16 protein-coding genes and 1 pseudogene are annotated in these 15,721 nt (G+C 75.5%); 8 read left to right on the forward strand and 9 right to left on the reverse strand.

The genetic code is table 11. From position 1 onward, the window contains the following. Positions 1 to 230 precede the first annotated feature (230 nt). Complete coding sequence (locus E9549_RS20285) at positions 231 to 623, forward strand: STAS domain-containing protein (protein WP_091933845.1); 393 nt, start codon at positions 231 to 233, stop codon at positions 621 to 623. A 56-nt stretch (positions 624 to 679) separates the two neighbouring features. Here the strand turns inward: E9549_RS20285 and E9549_RS20290 are convergent, their stop codons facing one another. After that, a complete protein-coding gene (locus E9549_RS20290) occupies positions 680 to 1,687 on the reverse strand; it encodes a DNA topoisomerase IB (protein WP_236828398.1) in 1,008 nt (335 codons plus the stop codon). 58 nt (positions 1,688 to 1,745) lie between these two features. After that, positions 1,746 to 3,566 carry a SpoIIE family protein phosphatase gene (locus E9549_RS20295; RefSeq protein WP_236828399.1) on the reverse strand — a complete coding sequence of 607 codons (1,821 nt, stop codon included), beginning with the start codon at positions 3,564 to 3,566 and terminating at the stop codon, positions 1,746 to 1,748. A 223-nt stretch (positions 3,567 to 3,789) separates the two neighbouring features. Between E9549_RS20295 and E9549_RS20300 the strand changes: the two genes are divergently transcribed. Both E9549_RS20300 and E9549_RS20305 read left to right on the forward strand, forming a co-directional pair. Continuing rightward, positions 3,790 to 4,281, forward strand: coding sequence for an ATP-binding protein (locus E9549_RS20300; RefSeq protein WP_236828400.1), 492 nt, complete (start codon positions 3,790 to 3,792; stop codon positions 4,279 to 4,281). Continuing rightward, complete coding sequence (locus E9549_RS20305) at positions 4,278 to 5,213, forward strand: RNA polymerase sigma factor SigF (RefSeq protein WP_236828401.1); 936 nt, start codon at positions 4,278 to 4,280, stop codon at positions 5,211 to 5,213. The genes E9549_RS20300 and E9549_RS20305 overlap by 4 nt, the downstream gene beginning before the upstream one ends. Positions 5,214 to 5,331: 118 nt before the next feature. Here the strand turns inward: E9549_RS20305 and E9549_RS20310 are convergent, their stop codons facing one another. Further along, positions 5,332 to 6,567: an SPFH domain-containing protein gene (locus tag E9549_RS20310; protein ID WP_236828402.1), complete on the reverse strand. Its 1,236-nt coding sequence runs from the start codon at positions 6,565 to 6,567 to the stop codon at positions 5,332 to 5,334. A 79-nt stretch (positions 6,568 to 6,646) separates the two neighbouring features. Beyond that, on the reverse strand, positions 6,647 to 7,081 hold the full coding sequence (locus E9549_RS20315; protein ID WP_236828403.1) for an NfeD family protein: 435 nt from the start codon (positions 7,079 to 7,081) through the stop codon (positions 6,647 to 6,649). A 273-nt stretch (positions 7,082 to 7,354) separates the two neighbouring features. On the opposite strand from E9549_RS20315, the gene E9549_RS20320 reads away from it, so the two are divergent. After that, positions 7,355 to 7,891: a hypothetical protein gene (locus E9549_RS20320; protein WP_236828404.1), complete on the forward strand. Its 537-nt coding sequence runs from the start codon at positions 7,355 to 7,357 to the stop codon at positions 7,889 to 7,891. Between the two features lie 157 nt (positions 7,892 to 8,048). Here E9549_RS20320 and E9549_RS20325 read toward each other — a convergent pair whose 3' ends face one another. The 3 genes from E9549_RS20325 to fabG are packed head-to-tail and all read right to left on the reverse strand — an operon-like array spanning position 8,049 to position 10,710. Then, positions 8,049 to 9,194: a ferrochelatase gene (locus E9549_RS20325; RefSeq protein WP_236828405.1), complete on the reverse strand. Its 1,146-nt coding sequence runs from the start codon at positions 9,192 to 9,194 to the stop codon at positions 8,049 to 8,051. A gap of 38 nt (positions 9,195 to 9,232) precedes the next feature. Beyond that, a complete protein-coding gene (fabI, locus tag E9549_RS20330; protein ID WP_236828406.1) occupies positions 9,233 to 10,006 on the reverse strand; it encodes an enoyl-ACP reductase FabI in 774 nt (257 codons plus the stop codon). Continuing rightward, positions 10,006 to 10,710: a beta-ketoacyl-ACP reductase gene (gene fabG / locus E9549_RS20335; protein WP_236828407.1), complete on the reverse strand. Its 705-nt coding sequence runs from the start codon at positions 10,708 to 10,710 to the stop codon at positions 10,006 to 10,008. Before fabG ends, fabI begins: the two co-directional genes overlap by 1 nt. Before the next feature lie 178 nt (positions 10,711 to 10,888). Here fabG and E9549_RS20340 point away from each other — a divergent pair, with 178 nt between their 5' ends. Both E9549_RS20340 and E9549_RS20345 read left to right on the forward strand, forming a co-directional pair. After that, complete coding sequence (locus E9549_RS20340) at positions 10,889 to 12,214, forward strand: PP2C family protein-serine/threonine phosphatase (RefSeq protein ID WP_236828408.1); 1,326 nt, start codon at positions 10,889 to 10,891, stop codon at positions 12,212 to 12,214. 110 nt (positions 12,215 to 12,324) lie between these two features. After that, complete coding sequence (locus E9549_RS20345) at positions 12,325 to 12,831, forward strand: ATP-binding protein (protein ID WP_236828409.1); 507 nt, start codon at positions 12,325 to 12,327, stop codon at positions 12,829 to 12,831. Between the two features lie 36 nt (positions 12,832 to 12,867). Here the strand turns inward: E9549_RS20345 and E9549_RS20350 are convergent, their stop codons facing one another. Next, a complete protein-coding gene (locus E9549_RS20350; protein WP_236828410.1) occupies positions 12,868 to 13,269 on the reverse strand; it encodes a hypothetical protein in 402 nt (133 codons plus the stop codon). 70 nt (positions 13,270 to 13,339) lie between these two features. On the opposite strand from E9549_RS20350, the gene E9549_RS20355 reads away from it, so the two are divergent. Further along, positions 13,340 to 14,146, forward strand: coding sequence for a crotonase/enoyl-CoA hydratase family protein (locus E9549_RS20355; RefSeq protein WP_236828411.1), 807 nt, complete (start codon positions 13,340 to 13,342; stop codon positions 14,144 to 14,146). 8 nt (positions 14,147 to 14,154) lie between these two features. Here E9549_RS20355 and E9549_RS20360 read toward each other — a convergent pair whose 3' ends face one another. Then, the gene (locus tag E9549_RS20360) at positions 14,155 to 15,075 is read right to left on the reverse strand and encodes a diacylglycerol kinase family protein (RefSeq protein ID WP_236828412.1); all 921 of its coding nucleotides are present in this window, start codon (positions 15,073 to 15,075) and stop codon (positions 14,155 to 14,157) included. A gap of 176 nt (positions 15,076 to 15,251) precedes the next feature. Here E9549_RS20360 and E9549_RS20365 point away from each other — a divergent pair. Next, positions 15,252 to 15,721 (forward strand): annotated as a pseudogene (locus tag E9549_RS20365) (HNH endonuclease); the annotation flags it as partial.

Consider the following 15,721-nt stretch of genomic DNA (forward strand, 5'->3'; position numbering starts at 1 on the left):
GCCCCCCGCCGCCCCCACCGGGTGGTCCCCGGGGGGCGGGTTGGCGCGCGCCCGGCAGGTTGTCTACGTTGGGGCCGCGGTTCAGCAGGCAGCCGCGACGTGCCGGGCCCCGGGTCCGGTGCGCGACACGTTCGACCACCGCGAGCCGGGGGCCCGCGTCCCCGGCGCCGCACAGCGGTAGATTGTCCGGGCGGCCCGTCGTCCGGGTCCGCCGAGAGGAGCCACTGTCCGTGACCACTTCCGACCTGCCCGCCGAGGGGCAGCCCGACGTGTCGACCGAGGGCACCGAGGCACCCTTCGACGACGTGATCACGCTGTCGACCTCCACCGACGAGGACGGCGCTGTCACGGTCACGGTCGTCGGCGAGGTGGACACCTTCACCGCTCCCGTGCTCCGTTCGACCCTGGACAGCCAGCTCGAGCAGCAGCCGCGTGAGCTGGTGATCGACCTGTCCGGCGTCCAGTTCCTGGGCTCCGCCGGTCTCGCCGTCCTCGTCGAGACGCAGAAGTCCGCCCGCAGCCGCGAGGTCGCCCTCCGGCTGATCGCCACCACGCGCGCCGTCACCCGGCCGCTCGAGGTGACCGGCCTGATCGACCTGTTCACGATCGCCGACGCCCGGTAGAGCACCCAGTCCCGACGAGGGCCCCCGCCGCACAGCGGCGGGGGCCCTCGTCGTGCTCAGGCCGAGAGCAGCCGGCAGACGGCCTGCTCGAGCACCTTCTGGGTGTCCCGGTCGGCGTCCGCCTCGTCCGCCTCCTGCAGCGCCTCGGCGACGGTCTCCCCGTGCTCGAACCGGTCGACGACGCGTGGGTCGACGTAGCTGGCCTTGCAGACCGCGGGCGTGTTGCCCAGCTGCTCGCTGACCCGCTTGTAGGCGGCGGTCACCACCTTCTTGCGGGCGGTCTTCGACGCCGGCGGGGGCGACTCGGCCAGCGCGGCGGCCATCAGCACCGTCGCCGTCCAGGTGCGGAAGTCCTTGGCGGAGATCTCCGCGCCGCTGATCTCCTTCAGGTAGGCGTTGATCTCCGCGCTGGTCACGTCCCGCCACCCGCCGTCCTCGTCCTGGTACGCGAGCAGGTCCTCCCCGGCCTCGGCCGGGCGCTCCAGCAGCTGGCGGACGACGGTGGCGGTGGGCCGGTCGGTGATCTCCACCTCGCGCTCGATCCCGCCCTTGGCGACGTAGGAGTAGAACGTCCGCTCGCCGCGCACCGACACGTGCGCCCGCTTGAGGGTGGCCAGGCCGTAGGTGCCGTTCTCCTCCTCGTACTGCTCGCTGCCGACGCGGAAGGCGCCGAGGTCGAGCAACCGGATGGCGGTGGCCAGCACCCGGTCGCGGGTGAGCCCGCGGGTGCGCAGGCCGGCCCGCACCGCGTCGCGGACGTCGGGCAGCTGGCGGGCGATCTCCAGCACCCGCTCGTGCTTCTCCGCGTCGCGCCGGGCGCGCCACTCGTCGTGGTAGCGGTACTGCCGGCGCCCGGCGGCGTCGACCCCGGTCGCCTGGATGTGGCCGTTCGGCCACGGGCAGATCCAGACGTCCTTCCACGCGGGCGGGATCGCCAGCCCGCGGATCCGGTCCAGCCGGTCGTCCTTGATCAGGCTGCCGTCGGTGTCGTAGTAGGCGAACCCCCGCCCGGCCTTGCGACGCCGGTAACCGGGGCCGTACACGTCGCTGCGCCGCAGTCTCACGGGCCGTCCATGGGCACCGCGGGCGGTCCGCAAACGCCGCGGTACGGACCGTCACACCTCAGCGGAGGTCCACCAGCCCGCCGAGGCCGCTGATCTCGAGCACGTGGCGGGTCACGCCGCCCTCGGGGGCGAGCACCCCCAGCCGCCACGACTCGTCCCGGGCGATGCGGGCCATGGCCAGCACCACGCGGACCGCCGCGCTGCTGAACAGGCCGACCTCGCACAGGTCGAGCTCCATCGGTGTGGCACCACCGTGGCTGGCCTCCAGCATCCGGATGCGCAGCTGCTCGGCGGCGGTCGCGTCGATCGCCCCCGCGGCCCGCACGACCGGGCGCGGGCCGTCGCGGTCGACCACCACGTCGGCGCCCTCGACGGCGCGGTGGGGGTCGGTCTCCTCGTCGGGGGTCCGCCGCAGCCGGAAGCTCAGCGTCACCGTCGTGCCGTGGTCCTCGATGAGGGTGACCCCGTCGACCAGCTGCCGCATGATCAGCAGCCCGCGTCCCCGGTCGCCGGGGTCGCGGTCCGGCGGGCGCCAGGTGCCCTCGTCGTGCACCGTCACGGTGAGGACGCCGTCGACGTCGACCTGGGCGGTCACCGTCATCGGGCCGGGCTCGACGCCGCGGTAGGCGTGCTCGGCGGCGTTGGCGCAGGCCTCACCCACCGCGACCATGACGCCCACCCGGTCCTGCTCCCCCATGCCCAGCCCGGTCAGCCAGGCGTTGAGCCGCCGGCGCACGCCGGGCAGCGCCGACGGCACCGCGGGCAGTTCCAGCCGCAGCGCCTCCTGCGTCGTCGCCCGCCGGTGGGCGACCAGGACGGCGACGTCGTCCAGCCACCCGTGCGGCCGGCGCGCCCCCTCGGCGATCGCGCCCGCGAGCCCGGCCGCCGCCTCGACGTCGAGGGCACCGGGCTCGTCCAGCACCGCGCGCGCGGCCGCCCCGAGCCGCTCCAGCGCCGCGGCGGGCGGCTCGTCGAGGCCGGTGACCGCCCCGTTGGAGAACAGCACGAGCGTGTCGCCCTGGGCGAGGTGGATCTCGTGCACCGGGGCCGGGGCACCGGGGAGGCTGCCGAGCGGTGGCCGGGGCGTCACCGCCAGGAAGGCGCTGCTCCCGTCCCCCTGGACCACCAGGGGTGCCGGGTGCCCGGCCGCGGTGTAGACCAGGCGGCCGGTGGCGGCGTCGAGCAGACCGTAGAACACCGACGTCCCCTCGACGTCCTCCATCTGGGCCGCGAAGGCGTCCAGGGCGCCGAGCACCGCCGCCGGTTCCGGGTCGCCGAGTAGGGTCGAGCGGAGCGCGCCGCGCAGCCGGCTCATCGCACCGGCCGCGGCCACCCCGTGGCCGACGGCGTCCCCGACGACCAGGGCGATCTGCCCCTTCCCGAGAGGCACGGCGTCGTACCAGTCGCCCCCGGCCGCGGAGAGCTCGGCGGCCCGGTGGTAGCTCCCGGACAGGACGACGTCGGGCAGCATCGGCAACGCCGGCGGCAGCAGCGCCTGCTGGGCGCGCTGCACGTCGTCGGCGGCGAGCGCCTCGATGACGAGGAAGGCACCCGGCCGGCCGTCGACCGCCACCGGCCGCGCCGTGGCCGTCGCCAGGGGACCCCCGGGACCGAGGGCGCCGCTGAGGGTCTCGACCTGCCCGGCGCGCACCGCGGCGTCCACCAGGTCGGCCAGCGGGCGGCCGGAGAGCTCGGGCAGGCCGCCGCGGCCGGTGTCCAGCCCGCGGGCACGGGCGTTGGCCCACAGCGGCTCCGCTGCGTCGGCCGCGAGGAAGAACAGGGCGTCGGGCGCGGACTCCAGGGCAGCGAGCACCACGGCGGAGCCCTCGACCAGGGCGCTGTCGACGGGAGGTGGCAGACTGCCGGGACCGGTGCTCATCTCGGGCCAGCAAACCGCAGGGTCCGGGCGGCGGCAACCGCGTGCCGGGGCCGTGGAACCCGTGGCCCGGGCCACGTTTCGCGGTCGGCCAGCACCGGGTAACCAAGCACCTTGTGCACCGACCGGGCGCCTGGTCCGGGCCCTCCGGGGCCGGGCGGCGCGACACGGAGCACCGCCGCGGCTCGAGGGTCGAGCGCGCCGGGAACGAAGGAGCGGACGACGGATGGTCGACTCGAGGGGCCCCCTCGCGCAGGACGGACGGCGCGCGGAACGACTGGAGCTGCGGGTGCCCACCACACCGACCCAGCTGCCCGCGGTGCGGGCCATGGCCGGTGACCTGGCGATGCGGATGGACTACGACCTCGACGCGGTGGAGGACCTCCGCCTCGCGGTCGACGAGGCCTGCGCCACGCTGTCGACGATCGTCCTGGGCGACGCGCCGCTGACCGTCGTCTTCGAGACCACGCGGGCCGGCCTGCACATCAGCGCCTGGGTGCCCACCGCGGACGGCACCGAGGTCCCCACCGACGGCTTCGGCTGGGCGGTGCTCGCCGCGCTGGTCGACTCCGTCGAGGGCCGCCGGGCCACCGAGCGCGAGATGCCGGGCGGTTCCGGCGGCGACGAGCCGGTCGCCGTCATCTCCCTCGCCAAGTACCTGCCGGGCCAGCACCCGGCCGGGGTGGGCAGCGACGACAACCTCTCGGTGGCCCGATGAGCAGGTCGGCCGCCGCCGACTCCGTCGAGGAGGAACCACTGGACGCCACCGACGGCACGCCGGTCGCCCCTGCGGCGGGCGAGCCGGTCGACGCCCCCGAGCAGCCCACGCCGGCCGCCCCGGGCGGGCCGGCCGAGGACGCCGCCGAGCCGGACGCCCCTCCGCTGTCGGAGAACCGGCGCCGGGCCGAGCGGACGGCCCCGCTCTTCGCCGAGCTCGCCACGCTCGACAAGGACGACCCGCGCCGCGAGCGGCTGCGCGAGATCCTGGTCGAGGAGCACCTGCCGCTCGTCCGGCACTTCGCCCGGCGGTTCAGCAACCGCGGGGAACCCTTCGACGACCTCCTCCAGGTGGGCACCCTCGGGCTGATCGCGGCCATCGACCGGTTCGACCCGACCCGCGGCGTGGAGTTCCTGTCCTTCGCCGTCCCGACGATCACCGGTGAGATCAAGCGGCACTTCCGCGACCAGGGCTGGTCGGTCCGCGTCCCGCGGCGCCTGCAGGAGCTGCACCTGTCGCTCAACGCGGCGGTGGGCGAACTGGCGCAGAAGAACGGCCGCGCGCCGACGCCGTCGGAGCTCGCCGAGCACCTGGGCATCCCGCGCGCCGAGGTGCTGGAGGGCCTGGCGGTCGCCAACGCCTACCGCAGCAGCTCGCTGGACGAGCGGCTCTCCGGCGAGGACGACTCCCCCACCCTGGCGGCGACGCTGGGCGAGGAGGACGCCGCGCTCGAGGGCGTGGAGTACCGCGAGTCGCTCCAGCCGCTGCTGGCCACGATCCCGGCCCGCGAGCGGCGCATCCTCATCCTGCGGTTCTTCGGCAACATGACCCAGTCGCAGATCGCCGCCGACATCGGCATCTCGCAGATGCACGTCTCCCGCCTGCTCAGCCAGACGCTGGCCAAGCTCCGCGAGGGCCTGCTCAAGGACTGAGCACCTCGTCGTCCTCCGGACGACACCGCGGCCGGGTACCGTCCCGGCCGCCGCTGAGCCGCTGCGTGGTCCGCGGCAGGAGGCCTCCGGCCCCCGTGCCGCGGACCACCACGGCGAGCTAGGACCGCGGGGGCAGCTGTGGCGGGCCGTCCGGGGCGTCCGGGTCGTCGCTGCCGACCCGGTTGCGCGGATCGGCCGCCGGCCCGCTGTCCTGCACGTCCTGGGTGACCTGGGCCAGGGGCGGCGGGGTCGGCACCGCGGGCGCGGTGTCGCTGATGCTGGACAGCTCGATCTTCGCCTCCGGCTGGTCGGCGGCCCGGGGCAGCTGCGACTCGAACCAGGAGCTGGTGTCCAGCCCGCCCTCCTTGGCACCGCCGCCGCCGTCGCCGGAGGGCTCGACGTCCATCCAGGACGTTCCCTCCTGGGCACCGCCCAGGTTGGCCAGCCCCTCGAGGGCCTTGCTGAACTCGCTGGGCACGATCCACATCTTGTTGGCGTCGCCCTGCGCGATCTGCGGCAGCGTCTGCAGGTACTGGTAGGCCAGCAGACCCTGGTCGGGCTTGCCGTCGTGGATGGCCTGGAAGACCGTCTCGATCGACTTCGCCTGGCCCTGCGCCTGCAGGTAGAGCGCGGCCCGCTCACCCTCCGCGCGCAGGATGCGGCTCTGCCGCTCGGCCTCCGCCTCGAGGATCGCCGACTGCTTCTTGCCCTCCGCGGAGAGGATCGCGGCGGCCTTCTCACCCTCGGCGGTGGTGATCGCCGACTGCCGGGCACCCTCGGCCTGCAGGATGATGGCGCGCTTGTCGCGGTCGGCCCGCATCTGCTTCTCCATCGAGTCCTGGATCGACGGCGGCGGGTCGATGGCCTTGATCTCCACGCGCGCCACGCGCAGGCCCCAGGGCCCGGTGGTGCCGTCGAGGACCGAGCGCAGCTGGCTGTTGATGCCGTCGCGCCCGGTGAGCGCGCCCTCGAGGTTCAGCCCGCCGACCACGTTGCGCAGCGTGGTCGTCGTCAGCTGCTCCATGCCGGTGATGTAGTTGGCGATGCCGTAGACGGCCAGTCGCGGGTCGGTGACCTGGAAGTACACGACGGTGTCGATGCCGACCTGGAGGTTGTCCGCGGTGATCACCGGCTGCGGCGGGAAGGAGACGACCTGCTCGCGCAGGTCGATCGTCGCGCGCACGCGGTCGACGAACGGGACGAGCACCGAGAGGCCGGGCGAGAGCGTGCGGCTGTACCGGCCGAGCCGCTCGACGACCTTGGCCTGGGCCTGGGGGACGATCGTCACGCTCTTCGCGATCACGATGATCACGAGCACGGCGACGACGATCAGTGCGATGAGCGCCGCATCCACGGCTGGCTCCCTTAGTCGGGGGTCACCGTCGATCCTGCCCTGCCGGGTCCACCCGGGTCAGCACCCGGGGGGACGACGTTCACTCCAGCGCGTCCCCCACGACCGCCGTCGCGCCGTCGACCTGCATGATGCGCACGGTCTCGCCGACGGCGAAGGACTCCGCGCTGTGCTGGCTGCGCGCGCTCCACTCGTCGGCACCCATCCGGATCCGGCCGCCCGAGGCGTCGACGTCCGCGGTGACCACCGCCGTCCGGCCGATGAGCGTGTCGACGCCGTCGAGCTGCAGCGGTGTGCGGTCGGTCAGGTGCTTCTTCGCGATCGGCCGCACCGCCACCAGCAGCACCCCCGAGATGACGATGAAGGTGGCCAGCTGCAGCCACAGCGCACCGCCGAGCAGCGCGACCGTCATCCCGCCGACGGCCCCGCCGGCCAGCATGAGCAGCACCAGGTCGAGGGTGAGCATCTCCCCGACCGCCAGCGCCCCGGCCCCGATCAACCACAGCAACCACGCCATGCACCGAGTCTGGCAGAGCCCCGGGCCCCGGACGCCCGCCTGCGGAGCCACCGCGCCGTCGTAGCCTCGACCGGTGCACGACTTCCCCGCCGGCCGGCTCGCGGTCTGGGCCACGGCCTGGCTCGGTGGCCGCGCCTCCTACGACGCAGCTCTCGACGCGATCACCGGCGACGCCGCCCACCGGGTGACCGGCCTGCCCGGGACGGGGGCCGCCGTCCCGCTGGGGGAGCGCTCACCGCGCTGCGGGGGCTCGGCGAGCGGAGGCTGCGGCTGGTGCTCCCCGCCCCCGGCGACGTCCGCGGCCTGCCGGCCGTGCCAGGGCTCGCGCCGCTCGGGCTGGAGGCAGGGCAGGTCGCCGTCGGCGAGCGGGTGGTGCTGGTGCCCGAGCCGATCGGCCCCGAGGTCCTGCAGTGGACGGCGTTCCCGCTGGACGGCGCCCCTGCCGCGCCGCCGGCCGTGGAGGGGACGCTGCGCGCGGCATCCGGGGCGCTGGACCTGGCCATGGGCGACGCCGCCCGCACCCTGGCCGACCTGGACCTCGCCCGGTGGCACCCCGAGGTGCCCGCGCTGCTGGCCGACCTCGGCCGGCCGGTGCGCGGGGTGGCGCTGCCCGACGACACCGATCCGCTGGCGCTGTCGCTGCTGGCGCGGGGCATGCGGCTGGCCGCGGTGCTCGACCTGGCGCTCGCCGACGCCCCCGGCGGGGCGGTGACCCACCGCCAGGCCGCCGCCCGCGACGAGGCGCTGCGGCCGCTGTCGACCGCCGTGCGGGAGGCGCTCACCGCCGCCTGCAACTGGATCCCGCGGTGACGGGGGCCGGCTCCGCCGCCCGCGAACCGGGTCCCGCGGTGACGCCGCACCTCGTCCCCGCGCGGCGGCGTCGACCCGCCGGCGCACGCTCCCCGGGCCGGACTCGCGCTCCCCGGGGGCTGCAGCACCCCGGCAGGACGCCCGGGGAGGAGGCGGGTCAGCTCGCCGGTCGCGCCGGACGCGGCGGGGTGTAGCAGCAGAACGCGGGGCAGTTGGTGCCCAGCCGCGGTTCCCCGCCGGCCCGGCGCTCCTCGAGCAGCTCGCGGAGCGCCGTCACGAAGGCCGGGTGCGTGCCGGCGGTGGCCGCCCGCGCGAAGGCCAGGCCCAGCCGCTCGGCGGTCTCCTTCGCCTCGTTGTCCAGGTCCCAGATCACCTCGAGGTGGTCGCTGACGAAGCCGACGGGGAAGAGCACGACCGCCTGCTCCCCCGCCTCGGCGAGCGCCTCCAGGTGGTCGTTGACGTCGGGCTCCAGCCACGGCACCGACGGCGGGCCGCTGCGGCTCTGCCACACGAGGTCGAAGGGCCGGCCGGGGGCGGCGAGGGCGACGACCTGCTGCGCGGCGGCCTGCAGCTCCGCCTCGTAGGCGTGCCCCTCCGGCCCGGCGACGGCGGCCATCGTGTCCGGGATGCTGTGCGCCGTCGCGACCAGGCGGGCGGAGCCGCGCACGTCGGCCGGCAGCTCGGCGAGCGCGGCGGCGAGGGCGTCGGCGTTGGCCCGCACGAAGCCGTCGGCGTCGAAGTAGTGCGGCAGCTTCTCCGCGGTCGGGCCACCCGGCGCGGCGGCATCGCCGGTCAGCGCTGCGCGGGCCCGGGCGATGTCCTCGTGGTACTGCCGGCACCCCGAGAACGAGGCGTAGGCCGAGGTGGCGAGCACGTAGGCGTGCTGGATGCCGTCGTCGGCCATCTGCTGCCAGACGTCCTCGACGTACGGCGCCCAGTTCCGGTTGCCCCAGTAGACGGGCAGGTCGATCCCGGCTGCGCGCAGCTCCGCCTCGAGCGCCGCCAGCAGGGCCTTGTTCTGGTCGTTGATGGGGCTGACGCCGCCGAAGTGGTGGTAGTGCTCGGCGACCTCCTCCAGCCGCTCGCGCGGGATGCCGCGGCCGCGGGTGACGTTCTCGAGGAACGGCATCACGTCGTCGTGGCCCTCGGGGCCGCCGAAGGAGAGCAGGAGCAGCGCCTCCCGCCGCCCGGGCGGGGCGGGCTCGGCCGACGGCGGGACGCCGCCGTTGTTGCGGACGGCCAGCGACGGGTCCTCGTCGGGACGCTGGCCGGCCGGGGTGATGTCGACGATGGCGCGGGGCACGTGGGTTCTTTCCTGTTGCGGGGCGTCGCCGGATGCACTCACACGCCGACGGCGTGGAAGCCCCCGTCGACGTGGACGATCTCGCCGGTGGTGGCGGGGAACCAGTCGGAGAGCAGGGCGACGACGGCCTTGCCGGCGGGCTCGGTGTCGGTGACCGACCAGCCCAGCGGGGCACGCCCCTCCCACGCCTCCTCGAACTGCTTGCTCCCCGGGATGGACTTCATCGCCATGCTGCGCAGCGGCCCGGCGGCGACGATGTTGGACCGCACGCCCTGGGGGCCGAGCTCGCGGGCCACGTAGCGGCTCACCGACTCCAGCGCCGCCTTGGCCGCGCCCATCCAGCCGTACACCGGCCAGGCGACGGAGGCGTCGAAGGTGAGGCCGACGACCGAGGAGGGGTCGGCCAGCAGCGGCCGGCAGGCCTGGGTGAGCGAGGCGTAGGACCAGGACGAGACCTGGAAGGCGGTCGCGGCGTGCTCCCAGGCGACCTCGGGGAACCCCTCCCCCATCGCCTCCTGCGGCGCGAAGCCGATCGAGTGGACGACGCCGTCGAGGGAGTCGAACCCCTGCTCGCGCAGCCGGTCGGCCAGCGTGGCCAGGTGCTCCGTGTCGGTGACGTCCAGCTCGACGACGGCGGCCTCCTGCGGCAGTCGCTTGGCGATCCGCTGGCACAGCGACAGCGCCCGGCCGAAGTTGGAGAGGACGACGGTGGCCCCCTGCTCCTGCGCGAGCCGGGCCGTGGCGAAGGCGATCGACGCCTCGGTGAGGACCCCGGTGATCAGGACCTTCTTGCCCTCGAGGATGCCGCTCATCAGTGCCCCATTCCCAGTCCGCCGTCGACCGGGACGACCGCCCCGGTGATGTAGCCCGCCGCATCGCTCGCCAGGAAGCGCACGACGCCGGCGATCTCCTCGGCGTCGGCGTACCGGCCCAGCGGCACCTGCCCGAGGATCTCCTTCTGCCGGGCCTCGGGCAGCTCCGCGGTCATGTCGGTGGTGACGAACCCGGGCGCGACGACGTTGGCCGTGATGCCCCGGCTGCCCAGCTCGCGGGCGATCGAGCGGGCCAGCCCCACGAGCCCCGCCTTCGACGCGGCGTAGTTCGTCTGGCCGGCCGAGCCGAGCAGCCCGACGACCGAGGACACGAAGACCATGCGGCCGGAGCGGGCACGCACCATCTTGGCGGCCGCGCGCTTGGAGACCCGGTACGCGGCGGTGAGGTTGGCGTCGAGGACGTCGGTGAAGTCCTCCTCCCTCATCCGCATGAGCAGCCCGTCTCGGGTGATCCCGGCGTTGCTCACCAGCACCTCGACCGGGCCCTGGCGCTCCTCGACCTCGGTGAAGGCGCGGTCGACGTCCTCGGCGCTCGTGACGTCGCAGCGCACGCCGAACAGCCCGTCAGGGGCGCCGCTGCCGCGGTGGGTGACCGCGACCGAGTCCCCCTGCTCGGCGAAGGAGCGGGCGATGGCGAGCCCGATCCCCCGGTTGCCGCCTGTCACCAGCACCGATCTGCCCACGTGCCACTCCCCTGCCGTGCCGTCGTCCGGACGAACCTATCCCGTGGTCGCGGGCGGCACCGCCTACCGGCCGGTAGGACGAGGAGACGACGATCACCGGTGGTCCCTTGCCCCGCCGTACCCCATCCGGAAGAGTCGGCCGGGTCGCGGCACCGCGGCCACGAGCAGTGGGCGAGGGATGACGCAGGACGAAGCGGCTCAGACGTACGCACCGGGCAAGGCGGAAGGCACCCTGACGGGGCTCGGCTTCGCGGATCCGGACGGGAGGTCCCGGGGGGAGAGCCTCGGCGAACGCCTCCTCGGCTCCCTCCTCGACCGGGCCCACCTCATGCCGCCCCGGCTGGTCGGGCCGCTCGTCGCCCAGGAGATCGCCGCGATGGGCGGGAGCGACGTCGCCATCTACCTGCAGGACTTCGAGCACGCGGTCCTGCGGCCGCTGCGGGGCGCCGGCCTCGGCGGGCGACCGGAACCGATCGACGGCAGTTACGCGGGAACGGCTTTCCGCACCGACAGCCCGTGCGAGGTGCCGCTGCCCGGGGGCGGCATCCGCCTCTACATCCCGATGCTGGACGGCTCCGACCGGGTCGGGGTGCTGGGGCTGACGCTCCCGCAGGTCGACGACAACGACCGCCGGCTGGCCCAGCGGATCGCGGGCCTGACGGCCGACCTGGTGGTGACCAAGTCCGGTTACACCGACACCTTCGCCCGCACCCGCATGTCCTCCCCCATGAGCCTGTCGGCGCACCTGCAGTGGCAGATGCTCCCGCCGCTGGTCATGACGACACCGGACATCGCCCTGGCCGGCGCCCTCGAACCGGCCTACGACGTCGGTGGCGACAGCTTCGACTACTCCCTGGACGAGCACACGCTGCACCTGGCGGTCTTCGACGCCATGGGTCACGGGGTCGAGGCGGCGACGATGGCGACCCTCCTCATCGCCGCCTACCGCCACGGCCGGCTCAGCGGCAGCGACCTGCCCGACATCTACGCGGAGATGGACGCGGTCATGGGCACCTCCTTCCCCGGCCGGTTCGCGACGGCCCTCGTGGGGCGCCTGGAGACAGCGACCGGACGGCTGACCTGGGTCAACGCCGGCCACCCGCCCGGCCTGCTCATCCGCGGGGGCCGGGTCATCGGCGAGCTGGCCGGACGGGTCAGCCGGCCGGTCGGGTTCGGCGACGCCCGGCCGCACGTCCACTCGACCACGCTCCGCCCGCGGGACCGGGTGCTGTTCTTCACCGACGGCGTGGTCGAGGAACGGCTGGAGGGCGGCGCCCAGTTCGGTGAGCGGCGGCTGCGGGAGTTCATCGAGGCCAACGCCGTCCACGAGCTCCCGCCGGCCGAGACGGTCCGCCTGCTCTCGCACGCGTTGCTCCGGGGACGCGGCGGACGGACCTCGGACGACGCATCGCTCCTGATGGTCGAGTGGTCGGGCCCGCCCCGCGATGACGAGCTGGCCCGCGACGTCCCGACCGCGGTGCCCCCCGGCACCGTCCTCGGCTAGCTCCGCCGACCGGGGCGTCGACGGGGACGGGGTGCGGTGGGTCGGCCGGCCTGGTTGGGTGGGGCGACCGCCCGCTCGTGCTCGACCCGACCGAGAGCGGAGCCCTCACCGTGACCGACCTCCCCGCGCCCCGCTCACCCGTGGCTGGGCGGGTCGGCCGGCGCGCCACGCCGGCGTCCCCGATGTCGTCGGTCGCGTGGGGCCAGAGCGCCCTGCCGCACGCCCACGACTGCTGGCAGCGCGTCCTCGGCACCCTGCGGGACGTGGGCCGGGCGCGTTCGGAGGTGCGCCGCCGGCTGGCCGACGCCGCAGCGTTCGGAGATCCCGCGGACCACGAGGAGGCGGCCGAGCGCATGGTCCTGGGGTTGGACGAGCTCACCTCCAACGGCCTGCGCCACGGTCGCCAGCCCGTCGGCCTCCGCGTGTGCACGCTCCCCGGGCACTGGCTCGTCGACGTCACGGACGCAGCCTCCGACATGCCACCGTCCCCGAGCCCGGGCCGCCCGGCCGGCCAGGGCGGTTACGGCCTGTTCATGATCGCGGCCTACGCCACCGCGTACGGGTGGGTCCCCGAGGAGCACTGCAAGCACGTCTGGGCGCTCTTCCCCCGGGGCTGAGGGCGACGCGCCGGGTGGCGACCGCTCGCCGGCGGCTCAGCCCCGTCGGCGCCGCCGCAGGCGGCCGCCGCCGTACAGCGCCCAGAGCACCAGCAGCGGCTGGAAGAACAACCGCACCAGCCGCTTGCGGTCGGTGTCGAGGCCGAACGCGTCGGTGCCCTCGACGTACTGCGCGACGTTGCCCGGGAAGACCACCACGAAGAACGCCGCGAGCAGCGCGCCGACGAGCCGACGCTTGCGCGGGAGCGCGACGAACGACGCCCCGAGGGCGATCTCGACGACGCCCGACCCCAGCACCGTGAGGTCCTCGTCGACCGGGAACCAGGCCGGCACCTGGGCGCGGAACTCCTCGCGGTGGGTGGTCAGGTGCAGCACGCCCGCGGTCACCATGACCGCGCCGAGCAGCAGGCGGGCAGCGGTGCGGGCGGCGGAGCTCATGGCCGGACGGTAGCCCCGGGGACCGGACCGCGCGTTGACAGGCGGGGCCGGCCGCCCGTAGACAGCGATCATGGCTGACGACGTCTCGCGCCGGGTGGCGCTCACGGTGACCGACGGCGTGGCGACCGTCCGGCTGGACCGGCCCGAGAAGATGAACGCGCTGGACCCGGCGATGTTCGCGGCGATCCTGGCCACCGGCAAGGAGCTGATGACCCGGGACGACGTCGGCGCGGTGGTGCTGACCGGCGCCGGCCGGGCCTTCTGCGCCGGCCTGGACTTCGGCTCCTTCGCGGACATGGCCGAGCGTGGGCAGGAGCGGACCCGCGAGCGCGAGGCGACCGCCCCGGAGCCGCTGGGCGCGGCCCGCGCGCTGGCCCAGCAGGTGGTGCACGTGTGGTCGCTGGTCCCCGCCCCGGTGATCGCGGCGGTGCACGGCGTGGCGTTCGGCGGTGGCCTGCAGATCGCCCTGGGCGCCGACATCCGGCTGGTCGCCCCCGACGCGCAGCTGGCGCTGATGGAGGTCCTCTGGGGCATCGCGCCCGACATGTGCGGCACCCAGCTGCTGCCCGAGCTGGTCGGCCGCGACGTCGCCAAGGAGCTGGCGCTCACCGGGCGGAGGGTGTCGGGCACCGAGGCGGTGCGGCTCGGCCTGGCCACCCGCGAGGCCGCCGACCCGCTCGCCGCCGCGCTGGAGCTGGCCACCGAGATCGCCGGGCACGGCCGCAGCGCCACCCGGGCGGTCAAGCGGCTGGTCGACCTCGCCGGCCGGGTGCCGCTCGCCGAGGGGCTGGCCGCCGAGCAGGCCGAGATCGGCGCGCTGATCGGCTCCCCGGAGCAGGCCGCCGTCGTCCGGCGCCGGCTGGAGGGCCGGGGCTGAGCTCCGGGCTACCGCGGCACCAGCACCGACCAGGCGTGGTGCGCGAGCCGCCAGCCACCGGCCCCGGGCACCTCGCCGAGCTCCCCGTCGGCGTCGACGGGCACCGGTCCGCCGGAGATCCGCACCTCGCGACCGCGCAGCAGCAGCACGTCCGGCCGGTCGAGGTGCCGCCCCGCGGTGAGCGCCGCCGCATAGGCCGCTCGCGCGACCGGCCCGGTCGCCGCGCAGACCACCACGTCGGCGAGGCCGTCGTCGGGCCGCGCGTCCGGGGCGAGCGCGGTGCCGCCACCGATCGTCGCGCCGTTGCACACCCCGACCATGAGCACGGGCTGGTCGCCGTCGGCGGCCCAGCCCTCCGTCTCGTGGACGGCGACCCGCCCGTCGACCTCCACGCGCAGCGGCCAGCCGGTGTCCCCCAGCCCGGCGATCGCGGCGCCGACCGGGTAGGCGACCGCGCCGAGCCGCTGCTTGAGCCGGTGCGCCTCGGCCGCGGCCTCCGCGCCCACCCCGGCGTGGACGGCGTTGACCACCACGGCCCCGGCGTCGTCGCGGAGCAGGTCCAGCCGCCGCGGCACCCCGGCCAGCACGGCGGCGGCGCCGTCGGCCGGGTCCAGCGGCAGCCCGAGCGTGCGGGCCAGGTCGTTGCCCGTGCCGCACGCGATGATGCCGACCGGCTCGTCGGCCGAGAGCCGCCCGGCCCGGTCGAGTGCGGCGACCACGGCGTGCACCGAGCCGTCGCCGCCCAGCACCACGACACGGGAGCCGGGGTGGGCGGCCAGCGCCTCGTCGAGGTCACCGGCGTCGGCGGTCGCGGCGACGGCGACCTCGCCGCCCGCGCGCAACCCGGCGACCGCCGCCTCCACCCGGTCGTCCTGGGCGGTCCCCGCCGCCCGGTTCACCACGAGCAGCATCTCCGGGTTCCCGGACATCGGGCCTCCTGCCTGGTCGGACGGACGGCTGACCGTACTGGCCGCACCGCACACCCCTCCCAGCGCCCCGGACGGAGATCGCTCAGCTCGTCCCCGGCCCGCCTCCGGGGGGCCGGACCAGTCGACGCCTCGGGGCTGGGCGCAGAACTGTCGCAGCTCGTACGTATGTTCGAGCCGTGCCCACCGCCGAGCTGAGACGCAGCCCTCTCGAGGCCGCGCTCGTGGGGTGGCTGCTGGAGCTGCGGCCGACGGTCGCGCGGTTGCCGGTCGCGGCGCTCTCCGACGCGGAGAAGGCCGCCGAGCTGCGGCGGCTGCAGGCGCGCCGGGCCATGGACGCCGCCTACGAGGCGGAGCTGGTGATGGGGCTGGCCGCCGACCGGCCCGACGCCGACGACCCGCCTCCCGGGCACCCCGGTGCGCGCCGCCGCGGGCCGGGTTCGCCGGTGCCGGGGACGAGCGAGTTCCTGCCCGACGAGCTCGCGGCGGTGCTGAACTGCTCCCGGCCGTTCGCCAGCGGTGTGCTGGACGACGCCTACGCGCTCGTGGGGCGGATGCCCGCGGTCTGGGCGGCCTGCGCGGCCGGCGAGCTGGACTGGTTCCGCGCGCGGGTGTTCGCCGGCGTGCTCGGGCACGCCTCGGACGAGGT

Origin of the sequence: Blastococcus sp. MG754426 (genome assembly GCF_021699055.1) — a bacterium.
GTDB lineage: Bacteria > Actinomycetota > Actinomycetes > Mycobacteriales > Geodermatophilaceae > Blastococcus.

Excerpts from the sequence above, each read along its gene's own strand:
- E9549_RS20295 (WP_236828399.1), bottom strand. The coding sequence starts at position 3,566 with ATGAGCACCGGTCCCGGCAGTCTGCCACCTCCCGTCGACAGCGCCCTG.
- E9549_RS20300 (WP_236828400.1), top strand. The coding sequence starts at position 3,790 with ATGGTCGACTCGAGGGGCCCCCTCGCGCAGGACGGACGGCGCGCGGAA.
- E9549_RS20305 (WP_236828401.1), top strand. The coding sequence starts at position 4,278 with ATGAGCAGGTCGGCCGCCGCCGACTCCGTCGAGGAGGAACCACTGGAC.
- E9549_RS20315 (WP_236828403.1), bottom strand. The coding sequence starts at position 7,081 with ATGGCGTGGTTGCTGTGGTTGATCGGGGCCGGGGCGCTGGCGGTCGGG.
- fabI (WP_236828406.1), bottom strand. The coding sequence starts at position 10,006 with ATGAGCGGCATCCTCGAGGGCAAGAAGGTCCTGATCACCGGGGTCCTC.
- E9549_RS20340 (WP_236828408.1), top strand. The coding sequence starts at position 10,889 with ATGACGCAGGACGAAGCGGCTCAGACGTACGCACCGGGCAAGGCGGAA.
- E9549_RS20350 (WP_236828410.1), bottom strand. The coding sequence starts at position 13,269 with ATGAGCTCCGCCGCCCGCACCGCTGCCCGCCTGCTGCTCGGCGCGGTC.
- E9549_RS20355 (WP_236828411.1), top strand. The coding sequence starts at position 13,340 with ATGGCTGACGACGTCTCGCGCCGGGTGGCGCTCACGGTGACCGACGGC.
- E9549_RS20360 (WP_236828412.1), bottom strand. The coding sequence starts at position 15,075 with ATGTCCGGGAACCCGGAGATGCTGCTCGTGGTGAACCGGGCGGCGGGG.